Origin of the sequence: Cellulomonas palmilytica, assembly GCF_021590045.1 — a bacterium.
Taxonomy (GTDB): domain Bacteria; phylum Actinomycetota; class Actinomycetes; order Actinomycetales; family Cellulomonadaceae; genus Cellulomonas; species Cellulomonas palmilytica.
On record NZ_CP062221.1, the window covers coordinates 205,863 to 218,641 of the forward strand.

Genomic DNA, 12,779 nt, shown 5'->3' on the forward strand with positions numbered 1-12,779 from the left:
CTCCGCGCGAAGCCCCCGACTTCTAGGGTCGCTCGCATGACGGACACCCCCGCTCCCCCCGAGGGCTCCCCCGGCCCTCCGCCCGGGACCGAGCTCGTGACCCGGCCCGGCATCGTCGTGCGCGACGTGCACCGCGCGTTCGGCTCGGTCCAGGCACTCGACGGCGTGACGTTCTCCGCGCGCTCCGGCGCCGTGACCGCGCTCGTCGGCCCCAACGGCTCCGGCAAGACGACGCTCCTGCTCGTCCTCGCCGGCCTGCTCGTGCCCGACGCGGGAGAGGTCCGCGTCGGGGGCCACGACCCGGTCACCGACGGCCCCGCCGCGCGCGCCGCGACCGGCTGGATGCCCGACGCGTTCGGCACGTGGGACTCCCTGACCGCACGCGAGGTCCTGCACACGTTCGCCGCCGCGTACCGGATCGACGCCGCGACCGCGCGCACCCGCGCCGCGGAGCTGCTCGCGACCGTGCACCTGTCCGAGTACGCGGACCGGCCCGCGTCCGTGCTCTCCCGCGGGCAGAAGCAGCGCCTCGGGCTGGCCCGGGCGCTCGTCCACGACCCGCAGGTCCTCCTGCTCGACGAGCCCGCGTCCGGGCTCGACCCGCGCTCGCGGGTCGACCTGCGCGTGCTGCTGCGGCGCCTCGCCGACGAGGGCCGCACGGTGATCGTGTCGAGCCACATCCTCTCCGAGCTCGAGGAGATGTCCGACGACGTCGTGTTCGTCTCGCGCGGCCGCACGGTCACGTCCGACGAGCTCGGCACCGGCACCGTGCGCGGCGTCGCCGGCGCGAGCGGCACGTGGCACGTGCGCGCGCTGTCCTACGCGGCGCTCGTCAGCTGGCTCACGTCCGTCGGGGCGTCCTGGCGTCCCGACGACGAGCAGGACCCGCACCAGCCGCCGCGTGAGCAGCCCGGGGGCGTGCTGCTCACGGTCGACGGCGACGACGGCGCGGCGAAGCTCGTGCGCGACGCGGTCGCGGCGGGCGTCCCGCTCGTCTCGCTCGCACCGGCGGCGGGCGCGCTGGAGCGCGCGTACCTGGCACTCGAGGAGGAGCGGCGATGACGCAGGCTGTCGAGGTACCGGCGGCGACGCCCGCACCGGGCGGGACGCCGCGCGTGCGCGGCCGGTGGGCCCTGAGCTGGCACGGGGTGCGGACGGTCGCGGCGCTCGAGCTGCGCCAGCGCGTGCGCTCGACCCGGTGGGTCGTCGCGCTCGTCGTGTGGACCGTCGTGATCGGGGGGCTCACGCTCCTCATGTTCGGCGCGATGGACACGCTGTTCGGCGCGAGCGACGCCGACCGCTCCGTCCAGGGCCCGGCGCTGTTCGCGGCCGTGACGTTCCTGGTGCTGGGCCTCGGGCTGCTCGTCACCCCGACGCTGGCCTCGACGTCCGTCAACGGCGACCGCAACGCCGGGACCCTCGCGACGCTGCAGGTCACGCTCCTGTCCCCCGCGGAGATCGCGCTCGGCAAGCTGCTCGCGGCCTGGACCGCCGCGTGCGCGTTCCTCGCGCTGAGCGTGCCGTTCCTGGCGCTCGCGACCGCCGTCGGCCCCACCCCGTGGTGGTCGCTCCTGCGCGTCGTGCTGCTCATCGCGCTCCTGCTCGTCGCGGTCTGCGCGATCGGCCTCGGGATGTCCGCGCTCGTGTCGCGCACCGCCGGGTCGACCGTGCTGACGTTCATCGTCGTCGCGGCCGTCACGTTCATCGCGCCGCTGGTGTTCGGGCTGACGTACAGCTCGGTCTCGTCGTACGAGCGCGTGCAGGTCTACTCGATGCCCGACACCTGGGACGGCATCGAGGACGTCGAGTGCGTGTGGCGCGAAGGCGAGCGGAGCGTCGCGCACACCGAGCGCACGTGGTGGCTGCTCGCGGTCAACCCGTTCGTCGTCGTGGCCGACGGCGCCGGGACGAAGGCCGGCGACGACGGCGGGGACGCGCTCGGCGGCCTCCGGGACGTCGTGCGGCAGGTGCGCATCGGCGACAGCGGCAAGGTCGACGAGTGCTGGGCCGACTCGTCGACGTTCCAGGCCGAGCGGAGCGATCACCCGGTGTGGCCGTGGGGGTTGGGGCTCAACCTCGCGCTCGGCGCCGCGGGTTACGTGACCGCCGTGCGACGGCTGTCGATCCCGACGCGCACGCTGCCGCGCGGGACCCGCGTGGCCTGACGCCCGCGCCCGTCGAGGCGCTCACCGAGCCCGGTCCGGGTCCTCCCGGGCCGGGCTCGGTCGTCCCGGCGCCCGGTCTCAGGGCTGCAGCGCGTCGTACTCCGCCTCGGTCGCGACGTCGTCGTCCACGTCCAGACGCAGGTGCGCGAGCGTCACCTGCAGCGTGCGCAGCGTGCTCGACGCCCGCTCACCCCAGTCGGACAGGTACGAGAACTGCCACCACCACAGCGCCTCGAGCACACCGCCGCGCTCGTGGTGCCGCAGACCCTGCACCACCGCGCCCGCGATCGCCACGAGGTCGCCCGACACGGTCGCCGCCGCGACCTCCGCACCCAGCAGCGGGTCCACCACCTCGGCGTACTCGTCGATGCCCTCGAACGCGTTCGCCAGCCCCGCACGCAGCGGCTCCACGTCCGGGTCCGGGCCCACGTCCGGCTCGAACCGCTCGACCGGCACCACGTCCGTCGTCGCACCCAGGCGCGCACCCACCGCGAGCAGGTCGGAAACCGCGAGCAGCAGCAGCGGCAGCGCCGCCTCCGGGTTCGCACCCGCCGCGACCTCCGTGACCGTCGTCAGGTAGGACCGCGACTCGGTCGCCATCGCCTCCGCGATGGAGCGCAGGTCGTCGTCGGGCGGGAGGACAGCCGAGGTGCTCATCCACCCATCCTCCGCATGACGGGCGCGCGTGTCACCCGACTCGCGGGACTCGCACCGACCGTGCGTCCCACGTGCGTCAGACGAGCGTCACGCCGACAGCAGTCGGCGACCCTCGAACGCGCGGCCCAGCGTGACCTCGTCGGCGTACTCCAGGTCCCCACCCACCGGCAGACCCGACGCCAGACGGCTCACCGTCAGGCCCATCGGCAGCAGCAGCCGCGCCAGGTACGTCGCGGTCGCCTCACCCTCGACGTTCGGGTCCGTCGCGAGGATCACCTCGGTGACCGTGCCGTCCGCGAGGCGACGCATGAGCTGCGCGATGCGCAGGTCGTCCGGACCGACGCCCGCGATCGGGTTGATGGCCCCGCCGAGCACGTGGTACTTCCCGCGGAACTCCCGCGTGCGCTCGATCGCGACGACGTCCTTGGCCTCCTCGACCACGCACAGGACCGTCGGCGAACGCCGCGGGTCCTTGCAGATCCGGCACTCCGGCTCCTGCGCGACGTTGCCGCACGTCTCGCAGAACGTCACACGCTCCTTGGCCTCGATCAGCGCGTCCGCGAGGCGGCGCACGTCCGCCGGGTCCGCCGCCAGCACGTGGAACGCGATGCGCTGGGCGCTCTTGGGACCGACCCCGGGCAGCCGCCCGAGCTCGTCGATCAGGTCCTGGACCGCGCCCTCGTACACGCCCCCAGCGTACGTGCTGCCACCCCCACGACCGCCCGCGCGCGCCGATGTCCCGCCCGCGTCGCCCAGTCCGGTGCCGGCTCGCTAGCGGCCGTCGTCGATCTGCTCGTCGATGACCGTCCCGCCCAGGATCTGGGCGACCAGCGGCGCACCGACCAGGCCCGACGACGCCATGTCCGGGTCATCGGGGGACGCGTCGAAGTACGGGTCGCTCGGGGTGCTCGGCGCGGGCCGACGAGGAGCGCTCGCCGACCGCTGCGGAGCCGCCGCCGCGAGCCGCTGCGCCCGCGCGACCGCCGACTCGACCGCGCTCATCGAGCGCGCCCCCGTCTGACCCGAGGTCGGCGCCTGACCCGAGGTCGGCGCCCGACCCGTGGTCGTCGCGTGGCCCGAGGTCGGCGCCTGGCGGGCGGTCGACGCCGCGGGCGTCGCGCCGCCCGACGGCGGGGCCGGTCGCGCGGCCGTCGCCGGCGCCGCGGGCGCGGCCGGCAGACCCCAGGACGCGGCGGCCTCCTCGGGCGAGATCACCCCCGGGACCGCCGGGACGGGCGGCTCGGCCGGTGCGGCGGGTTCCGGTTCGGCGTCCGGAGCCGACACGGCGGTCGGGCCGGCGGCGGGCTCCTCGGGGACGTGGGTCGCCCACGGGTCGTCAGGCTCCTCCGGCGGGACCCAGTCGTCGTGCGAGTCCCCGGTCGGCTGCGGGCGGTCGCCGGCCGGGTCGGAACCCGACGCCGACGCCGCCGGCGCCTCCGGCGAGTCCGTCACCGGCGACGACGCGGCCTGGGCACCCGGTGCACCGGGCGCCGGCCGGTGGGCCTCCGAGTCGTCGTCGGCGGACTCCGTGGCGGTCGGGCCGGCCGGGGCTCCGCCCGAGCGGGACTGAGAGGCGCGCGCGCCGGACGGGCGCTGCTGGGCCGGGCGCGGGGCAGGCGCCTGCGAGCGCGCGGGGGTCCCGTGCGCGGCGCGCACGTCGCCGCTGACCGCCTCGACGCGCACCTGGAAGCCGAGTGTCTCGTGGACCGCACGCGACACCACGTCGGCGTGCGGTCCGTTGCGGAACGCGTTCGCGAGCTCGGGCGTGGTGAAGGCCAGGCGCAGGGTCGTCGCGTCGAGCTCGGCGACCTGGGCGTTGTTCGGGTCGACGAGCGCGCCGGTCACGCGGCGCAGCGACTTGACCGTGTCGAGCACCTCGGGCCAGCGGCGGCGCAGCGTCTCCGTCTCGGAGACCGCCTGGACCCGCACGGCCTCGAACGGCTCGGCGACCTCGGGCTCACCGTCGCCCTCAGGCGTGCCGGCGGCGGCGCCGGGAGCGCCGTCCGCCTCCTTGGACCGGTCGTCAGGCACGGCCTGCGCCTCGTCCGCGGCCGCGGGCTCGTCGGCGGTCCCACGCGGCCCGTCGTCGGCGACGACAGGCTCGTCGGTGGGCTCGTCGGCGGGCTCCTCGGCGTGGTGGCCGGGCTCGACCGCGGCCACCTCGTCAACGGCCACCTCGTCGACGGCCACCCCGTCGACGCCAGGCTCGTCGAGACGCGGTCCGGCCTCGTCGACGGACGTCGGCGGCTCCGGCGCGAGCGCGCGCGGCTCGCCGTGCGCGGCCTCGGGCGACGGAGCGGCCACCGGCTCCGCCTCCGCAGAAGCCGCGGACGCGACCTCGGCGGGGCGCGGTTCGGCGGGGCGCGGTTCGGCGGGGCGCGGTTCGGCGGGGCGCGGTTCGGCGGGGCGCGGTTCGGCGGGGCGCGGTTCGGCGGGCGTCGCCGGGCGGACCACCGCCGGGACCGGGGGCGCCGCCGGGGCGGTCGTCGGCGGCTCGGTGCGCTGGGCGGCGCGGTGCGCCGCGAGCGCCGCGCGGGCGGCGTCCGCGCCGCGGCCGGCGCCCAGCCGGACGGGCGGCGCGGCGGGCTCGTCGGCGACGGGCGCGGGAGCGTCGGCAGGCGCACCGGACTCGGCACGCGCCGCGACCGGCATCCCCCGCTCGAGGCGGTCGAGCCGTGCGGCGAGACCGGAGCGCTGGTCGTCGGCGGCGGGCAGCAGCAGGCGCGCCATGAGCAGCTCGAGGTGCAGGCGCGGCGAGGTCGCGCCGGTCATCTCGGTCAGCGCCGCGTTGGTCAGGTCCGCGGACCGCGACAGCTCGGCGGAGCCGAGGCGCGCGGCCTGCACGCGCATCGCGGCGAGCTGGTCCTCCGGCAGTCCCCGCAGCGCCGCACCCGCGGCTTCGCCGGCGGCGTCGAGCACGATGAGGTCGCGCAGCCGCTCGAGCAGGTCCTCGACGAACCGGCGCGGCTCATGACCCGTCGCGATCACGCGCTCGACCACGCGGAACGCGGCACCGCCGTCGCCCGCCGCGATCGCGTCGACCACGTCGTCCAGCAGCGCGCCCTGCGTGTAGCCGAGCAGCGCCGCGGCGCCGTCGTAGTCGATGCCGTTCTCGTCGGACCCCGCGATCAGCTGGTCCAGCACGGACAGCGTGTCGCGCACCGACCCGCCGCCGGCGCGCACGACGAGCGGCAGCACGCCGCCGCCCACGGGCACGCCCTCGCGCGCGCACAGCTCGTCGAGGTACGGGAGCAGCACGTCCGGCGGGACGAGCCGGAACGGGTAGTGGTGCGTGCGGGAGCGGATGGTCCCGATGACCTTGTCGGGCTCCGTCGTCGCGAACACGAACTTCACGTGCGGCGGCGGCTCCTCGACGATCTTCAGCAGGGCGTTGAAGCCCTGCGTCGTGACCATGTGCGCCTCGTCGAGGATGAAGATCTTGAACCGGTCGCGCGCGGGGGCGAACGTCGCGCGCTCGCGCAGCTCACGCGCGTCGTCGACACCACCGTGGCTCGCGGCGTCGATCTCGACCACGTCGAGCGACCCCGGGCCGCCACGCGCGAGCTCGACGCACGACTCGCACGTCCCGCACGGGGTGTCCGTGGGGCTGCCCTCGGTGTTCGCGGCGCAGTTGAGGATGCGCGCGAGGATGCGCGCGCTCGTCGTCTTCCCGCAGCCCCGCGGCCCGGAGAACAGGTAGGCGTGGTTGACCTGACCGGAGCGCAGCGCCTGCCGCAGGGGGGCGGTGACGTGGTCCTGGCCGATCACCTCGGCGAACGTCTCCGGCCGGTAGCGGCGGTACAGCGCTGTGGTCACCCCCCGAACCCTAGACGCCCGCGCCCACACCGTCCGCCCCCGCCCACAGCCGTCCCCCGGCCGCCGCGCGGGCCGCGACGACACGCCGCGCGACGCGCGACGCGCACCGCCGCAGGTCAGCCGACGACCATGCCCGCGGCGAGCGCGACGACCAGCGCGGACCCGAGTGGCGCGGACCACGCGTGCCACCGCGGCCCGAGCCGACCGCCCGCCCACGCGCCCGCGAGCGCGAGCCCGCTCTGCCACACGAGCGAGGCCGCACCCGCCCCGACGGCGAACGCGACGAGCGTGCCCGCCCCGGCCACCAGCCGCCCCGCGAGGCCCGTGGCGACGGTCGCGAAGATCAGCGCGGTCGCGGGGTTCAGCACGGTCACGACGACGAACCGCGCCCACACCCGCAGCACGCCGCCGGTGGTCGCGAGCGGCTCGTCGTCCGCCTCCTCAGGACCCGGTGCCGGAGTCCGCCGCACGCGCCACCACCGCACGAGCCCCGCGACGCCCACGACGCCCAGCACCACCGCACCCCCGACGCGCAGCCACTGCTCGTGCCCCGCGAGGAGTCGGCCGACCTGCGTGCCCAGCAGGACCGCGAGCATCGCGTACGTGAGGTCGACGGTCGCGACCCCCGCCGCGGCGGCGAGCCCCGCGCTGCGCCCCCGCACGAGCCCTTCGCGGATGACCAGCACCGCGACCGGCCCCACGGGCACCGCGACGGACAGCCCCGCCACCACGCCGAGCACGGCGGCGGTGAGCACGGTGGACGCGTCCATGGCGCGCATCGTCGTCGTCGGGCGACCGTCGACGCGACCGCCACCGCGTGATCCGCAGCCGACTCGAACGATGTCGCAGCACGGAGACCGGTTGCCGCTGCACTTCCGGCCGGATGCCGCGACAATCGTCGTCGTGGACCGCATCGACGAGCGCATCCTGCACGAGCTCACCGCCGACGCCCGCCTGCCCTACCGCGAGCTCGGCGCGCGCGTGGGACTGTCCGCCAACGCCGCCGCCGCGCGCGTGCGGCGACTGCAGGACGAGGGCGTCATCCGGGGCTTCACGGTCGTGCGGGGGTCGTCGGTGGGCTCGTCGTCGGCCGGTCTGGAGGTGTTCGTCGAGGTGCGGCTCGCGGACGGGACGACGAACGAGGACTTCACCGCGGCGCTCGCACGCGACTTCCCCGGCGTGCTGGACGCGGTGCACGTGACAGGCTCGTACGACTACCTGCTGCACGCCGTGGTCGCCGACCCGGCCGCGCTCGACCAGCTGGTGCGGCGCCTCAAGCGCGAGGCCGGCGCCGCGCAGACCTTCACGCGCCTCGCGCTGCGGGGAGCCTGACGTGCGCATCGGTCCGACGACGAGCCCCGCCGACCTGACGCGCGTGCACGACGAGGTGCTGCGCTCCTCGTTCCCCGACGACGAGCTCGCGGACCTGCCCACGCTGCAGGCGATGCTCGCGAACGGGACGCTGCGGCTCGTCGTCGCGCACGACGAGGACGGGCTGCGCGGCGCCGCGCTCGCCGAGTGGTTCCCCGCCACGGGCGTGCTGCTGCTCGCGTACCTGGCGATCGCGCCGGGCGGACGCGGCGGCGGCGTGGGCAGCCGGCTGCTCGACCACGCGATCGACACGTGGCGCACCGAGCTGGACCCGTGGCTCGTCGTCGCGGAGGTCGAGGACCCCGCGCAGCACACCGGCTCCGAGGCGCACGGCGACCCCACCGCGCGCCTGCGGTTCTACCGGCGGCACGGCGCGCGCGTGATCCCGCTGCCCTACGTGCAGCCCGCGATGCACCCGGGCGGGCCACGCGTGCCCGGGCTGCTGCTGCTCGCGCTGTGCGCGTCGGGCGACCGGCTCGCGGGCGTCGAGGCGGACGGCCGCTGGCTCCTCCCGACCGCGCCGCTGCGCGCGTTCCTCGAGCAGTACTTCACCTCGTCGGAGGGCGCCCCGCCGACCGGCCCGGACTGGGACGCGATCGTCGCCGCACTGACCGGCCCGACGATCCGGGTGTGACGTCCGGGGAAGAAGTAAGGACCCCCCGCACACCCGCCAGAGCTCACCTACCCTTGCTGCCTTCCGGCCCTGGGGGAGTTCGGCAAGATGACGCCGCACGAGGGGTCTGGGGCAAGCCTAACCCAGAGTCCCGGTCGCCCAGGACGGCCCCGTGCGCGCGCTGGCCCGGCGGACGGGCGCACCGGATTCCTCCGCTAGACTCCTACCCGCGGTCGTGCCGGTTGCCCGGTCCGACAGCACCTGGAGGATTCGCCTAGTGGCCTATGGCGCACGCTTGGAAAGCGTGTTGGGTGCAAGCCCTCGGGGGTTCGAATCCCCCATCCTCCGCCCTCGGAATGGCGCGGGACACGACACGTGTCCCGCGCCATTCGTCTGCCCAGGGTCCACCCCTTCCCGCCGAGTGCGCACGTTCGCGCGCGACTGCGCACGCACGGCGACCGCACTCGGCTCGGAGCGTGCGCGCTCGGCGGAGGGGTCGGGGGGTGACTCGGGGAAAACTAGTCGCCGAGGCGTGTCGAGAACGCTGCGCGCCGTTCGACGCAGGGGTGAGAGCAGGCCAGGACGGCCCGCCCGACAGAACGGAGCAGATCATGCCGCGCTACCTCGGTTACACCCTCGGTGACGAGTCCGTCCCGGTGCCGCCGCCCTCGCCGGACCTCATGCAGCGCATGGGCGAGTTCGTCGAGGAGGCCACGAAGGCGGGCGTCCTCGTCATGACGGGCGGGATCGGGCCCACCGCGATGGGCGCGAAGGTCACGCTCGCCGACGGTGAGTTCTCGGTGGTCGACGGGCCGTTCGCGGAGGCGAAGGAGCTCATCGGCGGGTGGGCGCTCACGGAGTGCCGGGACCTCGACGAGGCGGTGGAGTGGACCAAGCGGTTCCTCGCGGTGCTCGGCGAGGGCGAGGCCCGCGTCCGGCCCGTGTTCTGACCGGCACGAACGGCAGCCGAGCCGCGGGGGTCGACACCGGCCCCCGCGGCTGCTGTCATCGGTCGTCGTGAGCGATGCCCGAGCCGCGACGGAGGCGGTGTTCCGCGTGGAGCGCACGCGCCTCGTCGGCGGGCTCCTGCGGTACGTGGGCGACGTCGGGCTCGCCGAGGATCTCGCGCAGGACGCGCTCGTCGCCGCGCTCGAGCAGTGGCCCGCCGACGGGGTGCCGCGTAACCCGGGCGCGTGGCTCATGACGGTCGCGCGCCGCCGGGCCGTCGACCTCGTGCGGCGCGACCGGGTGCTCGCGGACAAGTACGCGCTCGTCGCACCGACGCTCCAGAGCACGTCGTCGGGACCCGACGAGGAGGCCCTGGACGGCGACGGGATCGACGACGACGTGCTGCGGCTCGTGTTCGTCGCCTGCCACCCCGTGCTGCCGCCGGCCGCTCGGGTCGCGCTCGCGCTGCGCCTGCTCGGCGGGCTGACGACCGCGGAGATCGCTCGCGCGTACGGCCAGCCGGAGACGACGGTCGCGCAGCGCATCTCCCGGGCGAAGAAGACGATCGCGCAGGCCGGGGCGCCGTTCGAGGTGCCGACCGGCGACGACCGCGCGGCGCGGCTGCCGTCCGTCCTCGAGGTCGTCTACCTGGTCTTCAACGAGGGCTACACCGCCACGGCGGGCGACGACTGGGCGCGCCCCGAGCTGTGCTTCGAGGCGCTGCGCCTGGCGCGCGTGCTCGCGGCCCTGCTGCCCGACGAGCCCGAGGTGCTGGGCCTGCAGGCGCTGCTGGAGCTGCAGTCGTCGCGGCTCGACGCGCGCGTCGGGCCAGACGGAGCCCCGGTGCTGCTCGCCGACCAGGACCGCCGCCGCTGGGACCGGCTGCTGATCCGCCGCGGCCTGGACGCGCTCGCTCGCGCCGAGGCCCGGGGCGGGCGAGGCCCGTACGTGCTGCAGGCCGCGATCGCCGCGTGCCACGCGCGGGCGTTCTCCGTCGACGAGACGGACTGGACCCGGATCGCGGCGCTGTACGCCGAGCTCGTCGCGCTCGTCCCGTCGCCCGTCGTCGAGCTCAACCGCGCCGTCGCCGTCGCCCGGGCGGTCGGCCCGCAGGAAGGGCTGGACGTCGTCGACGCCCTCGCCGCGACCGGCACGCTCGACGCCTACCACCTGCTCCCGAGCGTGCGCGCGGACCTGCTGGTCCGGCTCGGCCGCGTCGACGAGGCCCGCGGGGAGCTCGTGCGTGCCGCGGGCATGACGGCCAACCTCCGCGAACGCGATCTGCTCCTGCGCCGCTGGCACGACCTCGACGGCACGGCCGCCCCCGCAGACGAGACCTGACCCGCATAGCGGACGGTCAGGCCGGCGGCAGCTCGAGCTCCGCGACCAGGCCGCCGCCCTCGCGGGGTCGAAGTCGCAGCGCGCCGCCGTGCTGGTCGGCCACGGCCTGCACGAGCGTGAGACCGAGCCCGACGCCGTCGTCGGCGACCGTGCGGTCGCGCGCTCCGCGGCGGAACGGCAACGTGAGGTCGGCCGCCGCCTCGTCCGGCACGTCCGGCCCGCTGTTGGCGACGACGACGAGCGCGCCGCCGGGCGAGGCGGTCACGGACACCTCGACGAAACCGCCGACGACGTTGTGCCGCGCGGCGTTGTGCACGAGGTTCACGACCGCGCGCGCGACCAGCTCGGGGTGGCCGGGCACCACCGCCTCGTCGAGCCGGACGTCCCAGCGCAGCTCGTCGTCGTCGCCACGGACCTGAGCCACGGCGTCCGCGGTCACCGCGCGCAGGTCGACGGGCACGGGGTCGGGCGCCGCGCCTCCCGCCTGCGCGCGGGCGAGGTCCAGCAGCGCGTCGACCGTGCGCGCCGCGCGGCGGCTCTGGTCCAGCGCGGTGCGCGCCGCCGCGCGCAGCTCGTCGGCGTCGGCGTCCGGGTCCGCGAGCGCGACGTCGAGCGCGGCCTGCTGGTTCGCGAGCGGTGTGCGCAGCTCGTGCGACATCGTCGCGACGAGGCGGCGCTCCTGCGTGACGGTCGTCTGGACACGTCCGAGCAGGTCGTCGAACGTGTCCGCGAGCGCGCGCAGCTCGTCGTGCGGGCCGTCGAGCGCGATGCGCTCGTCGAGTCGGTCCGTGGAGATGTCGCGTGCGCGGGTCGTGATGGTGTGCACCGGTCGCAGCACGCGGCCCGCGACGAGCCAGCCCACACCGACCGACACGACCGTGATGACGACGAGCCCGACGAGCGACTGCCGGACCAGGTCGTCGAGGGCCGAGCCGACGGCCTGGTCACGGATCTCCTTCGTCACCGCGCCCAGCCCGGGCGCCGCGGGCAGCGGCGCGTCGGACGGGGCGACCAGCGTCGACTCCACGTGCACCGAGCGCCGCTGCGAGCGCAGGACCAGCAGGTACACCAGCGCGAGCAGCGCGGCGGCCGAGACGGCGGTGATCGCGGTGTAGGCGACGGTGAGCCGCCAGCGCACGCTGAGCCCCCGCATCACGTCGCCACCCGGTACCCGGCGCCGCGCAGCGTCTCGACGAGCGGCGGGTCACCGAGCTTGCGGCGCAGCCCGACCATCGTCACCCGGACCGCGGGGGTGAACGGGTCCGCGTGCTCGTCCCAGACCCGCTCCAGCAGGTCCTCGGCGGACACGACCGCGCCCTGCGCGCGCAGCAGCTCGACGAGCACGCCGTGCTCCTTGAGCGTGAGGTCGAGCGGCCGACCCGCCCGGGTCGCGGTGCGGCGCGCGGTGTCGACGACGAGGTCCGCGCACCGCAGCACGGGCGGCTGCGCCGGAGCCGTGCGCCGGGCGAGCGCATGCACGCGCGCCAGCAGCTCGGCGAACGCGAACGGCTTGGCGAGGTAGTCGTCGGCGCCGAGCCCGAACCCGTCGACCTTGTCGCCGAGCCCGCCCGCCGCGGTGAGCATGAGGATGCGGGCGGGCACGCCCTGCGCGACGAGGGTGCGGCACACGTCGTCGCCGTGCACGACGGGCAGGTCGCGGTCGAGCAGCACGACGTCGTAGCGGTTCACGGACGCGAGCTCGAGCGCCACCGCGCCGTCGCCCGCGACGTCCGTCGCGTACCCGGCCCGGCGCAGGCCGCGCGCGAGCGCGTCGGCCATGACCTCCTCGTCCTCCACGACGAGCACCCGCACCGCATCCCCCTCGCCCCGCTGGTCGGCCGCCGCCCCCGCGTGGCGGCGAAGGCGGC

The 12,779-nt window shown here is 76.1% G+C and carries 12 protein-coding genes, 1 tRNA gene and 1 other RNA gene; 7 read left to right on the forward strand and 7 right to left on the reverse strand.

Translation table 11 applies throughout. The features are described from left to right. The first annotated feature begins 36 nt into the window (after nucleotides 1–36). Both F1D97_RS01065 and F1D97_RS01070 read left to right on the forward strand, forming a co-directional pair. A complete protein-coding gene (locus tag F1D97_RS01065) occupies nucleotides 37–1,062 on the forward strand; it encodes an ABC transporter ATP-binding protein (protein WP_236121902.1) in 1,026 nt (341 codons plus the stop codon). Then, on the forward strand, nucleotides 1,059–2,165 hold the full coding sequence (locus tag F1D97_RS01070) for an ABC transporter permease (protein ID WP_236121903.1): 1,107 nt from the start codon (nucleotides 1,059–1,061) through the stop codon (nucleotides 2,163–2,165). Before F1D97_RS01065 ends, F1D97_RS01070 begins: the two co-directional genes overlap by 4 nt. A gap of 78 nt (nucleotides 2,166–2,243) precedes the next feature. On the opposite strand, the gene F1D97_RS01075 is transcribed toward F1D97_RS01070, so the two are convergent. The 4 genes from F1D97_RS01075 to F1D97_RS01090 form a co-directional block, all read right to left on the reverse strand. Then, the gene (locus tag F1D97_RS01075; RefSeq protein WP_236121904.1) at nucleotides 2,244–2,822 is read right to left on the reverse strand and encodes a DUF5063 domain-containing protein; all 579 of its coding nucleotides are present in this window, start codon (nucleotides 2,820–2,822) and stop codon (nucleotides 2,244–2,246) included. 87 nt (nucleotides 2,823–2,909) lie between these two features. After that, a complete protein-coding gene (recR, locus tag F1D97_RS01080; RefSeq protein WP_236121905.1) occupies nucleotides 2,910–3,509 on the reverse strand; it encodes a recombination mediator RecR in 600 nt (199 codons plus the stop codon). Nucleotides 3,510–3,593: 84 nt separating this feature from the next. Further along, nucleotides 3,594–6,638: a DNA polymerase III subunit gamma and tau gene (locus F1D97_RS01085; protein WP_236121906.1), complete on the reverse strand. Its 3,045-nt coding sequence runs from the start codon at nucleotides 6,636–6,638 to the stop codon at nucleotides 3,594–3,596. Nucleotides 6,639–6,754: 116 nt separating this feature from the next. Continuing rightward, the gene (locus F1D97_RS01090) at nucleotides 6,755–7,408 is read right to left on the reverse strand and encodes a LysE family transporter (protein ID WP_236121907.1); all 654 of its coding nucleotides are present in this window, start codon (nucleotides 7,406–7,408) and stop codon (nucleotides 6,755–6,757) included. A gap of 70 nt (nucleotides 7,409–7,478) precedes the next feature. Here F1D97_RS01090 and F1D97_RS01095 point away from each other — a divergent pair, with 70 nt between their 5' ends. Next, nucleotides 7,479–7,970, forward strand: a complete 492-nt coding sequence (locus F1D97_RS01095) for an Lrp/AsnC family transcriptional regulator (RefSeq protein WP_236121908.1) — start codon at nucleotides 7,479–7,481, stop codon at nucleotides 7,968–7,970. Nucleotide 7,971: 1 nt separating this feature from the next. Beyond that, nucleotides 7,972–8,643 (forward strand): GNAT family N-acetyltransferase, encoded by a 672-nt coding sequence (locus F1D97_RS01100; protein WP_236121909.1) that lies wholly within the window; start codon nucleotides 7,972–7,974, stop codon nucleotides 8,641–8,643. A 13-nt stretch (nucleotides 8,644–8,656) separates the two neighbouring features. Here F1D97_RS01100 and ffs read toward each other — a convergent pair. Then, an RNA gene (gene ffs / locus F1D97_RS01105) (signal recognition particle sRNA small type) lies at nucleotides 8,657–8,753 on the reverse strand. A 132-nt stretch (nucleotides 8,754–8,885) separates the two neighbouring features. Here ffs and F1D97_RS01110 point away from each other — a divergent pair. From F1D97_RS01110 to F1D97_RS01120, 3 genes are all read left to right on the forward strand, one after another. After that, a tRNA-Ser gene (locus tag F1D97_RS01110) sits at nucleotides 8,886–8,970 on the forward strand. Between the two features lie 263 nt (nucleotides 8,971–9,233). Then, a complete protein-coding gene (locus F1D97_RS01115) occupies nucleotides 9,234–9,572 on the forward strand; it encodes a YciI family protein (protein WP_236121910.1) in 339 nt (112 codons plus the stop codon). A 67-nt stretch (nucleotides 9,573–9,639) separates the two neighbouring features. After that, the gene (locus tag F1D97_RS01120) at nucleotides 9,640–10,911 is read left to right on the forward strand and encodes an RNA polymerase sigma factor (RefSeq protein ID WP_236121911.1); all 1,272 of its coding nucleotides are present in this window, start codon (nucleotides 9,640–9,642) and stop codon (nucleotides 10,909–10,911) included. Nucleotides 10,912–10,927: 16 nt separating this feature from the next. Here the strand turns inward: F1D97_RS01120 and F1D97_RS01125 are convergent, their stop codons facing one another. Then, on the reverse strand, nucleotides 10,928–12,064 hold the full coding sequence (locus tag F1D97_RS01125; protein WP_236121912.1) for a sensor histidine kinase: 1,137 nt from the start codon (nucleotides 12,062–12,064) through the stop codon (nucleotides 10,928–10,930). Further along, the gene (locus tag F1D97_RS01130; protein WP_236121913.1) at nucleotides 12,064–12,723 is read right to left on the reverse strand and encodes a response regulator transcription factor; all 660 of its coding nucleotides are present in this window, start codon (nucleotides 12,721–12,723) and stop codon (nucleotides 12,064–12,066) included. Before F1D97_RS01130 ends, F1D97_RS01125 begins: the two co-directional genes overlap by 1 nt. Nucleotides 12,724–12,779 lie beyond the last annotated feature (56 nt).

Coding starts and splice junctions, on each gene's coding strand:
- F1D97_RS01065 (WP_236121902.1), top strand. CDS start 37: ATGACGGACACCCCCGCTCCCCCCGAGGGCTCCCCCGGCCCTCCGCCC.
- F1D97_RS01070 (WP_236121903.1), top strand. CDS start 1,059: ATGACGCAGGCTGTCGAGGTACCGGCGGCGACGCCCGCACCGGGCGGG.
- F1D97_RS01075 (WP_236121904.1), bottom strand. CDS start 2,822: ATGAGCACCTCGGCTGTCCTCCCGCCCGACGACGACCTGCGCTCCATC.
- F1D97_RS01090 (WP_236121907.1), bottom strand. CDS start 7,408: ATGGACGCGTCCACCGTGCTCACCGCCGCCGTGCTCGGCGTGGTGGCG.
- F1D97_RS01095 (WP_236121908.1), top strand. CDS start 7,479: ATGTCGCAGCACGGAGACCGGTTGCCGCTGCACTTCCGGCCGGATGCC.
- F1D97_RS01115 (WP_236121910.1), top strand. CDS start 9,234: ATGCCGCGCTACCTCGGTTACACCCTCGGTGACGAGTCCGTCCCGGTG.
- F1D97_RS01125 (WP_236121912.1), bottom strand. CDS start 12,064: ATGCGGGGGCTCAGCGTGCGCTGGCGGCTCACCGTCGCCTACACCGCG.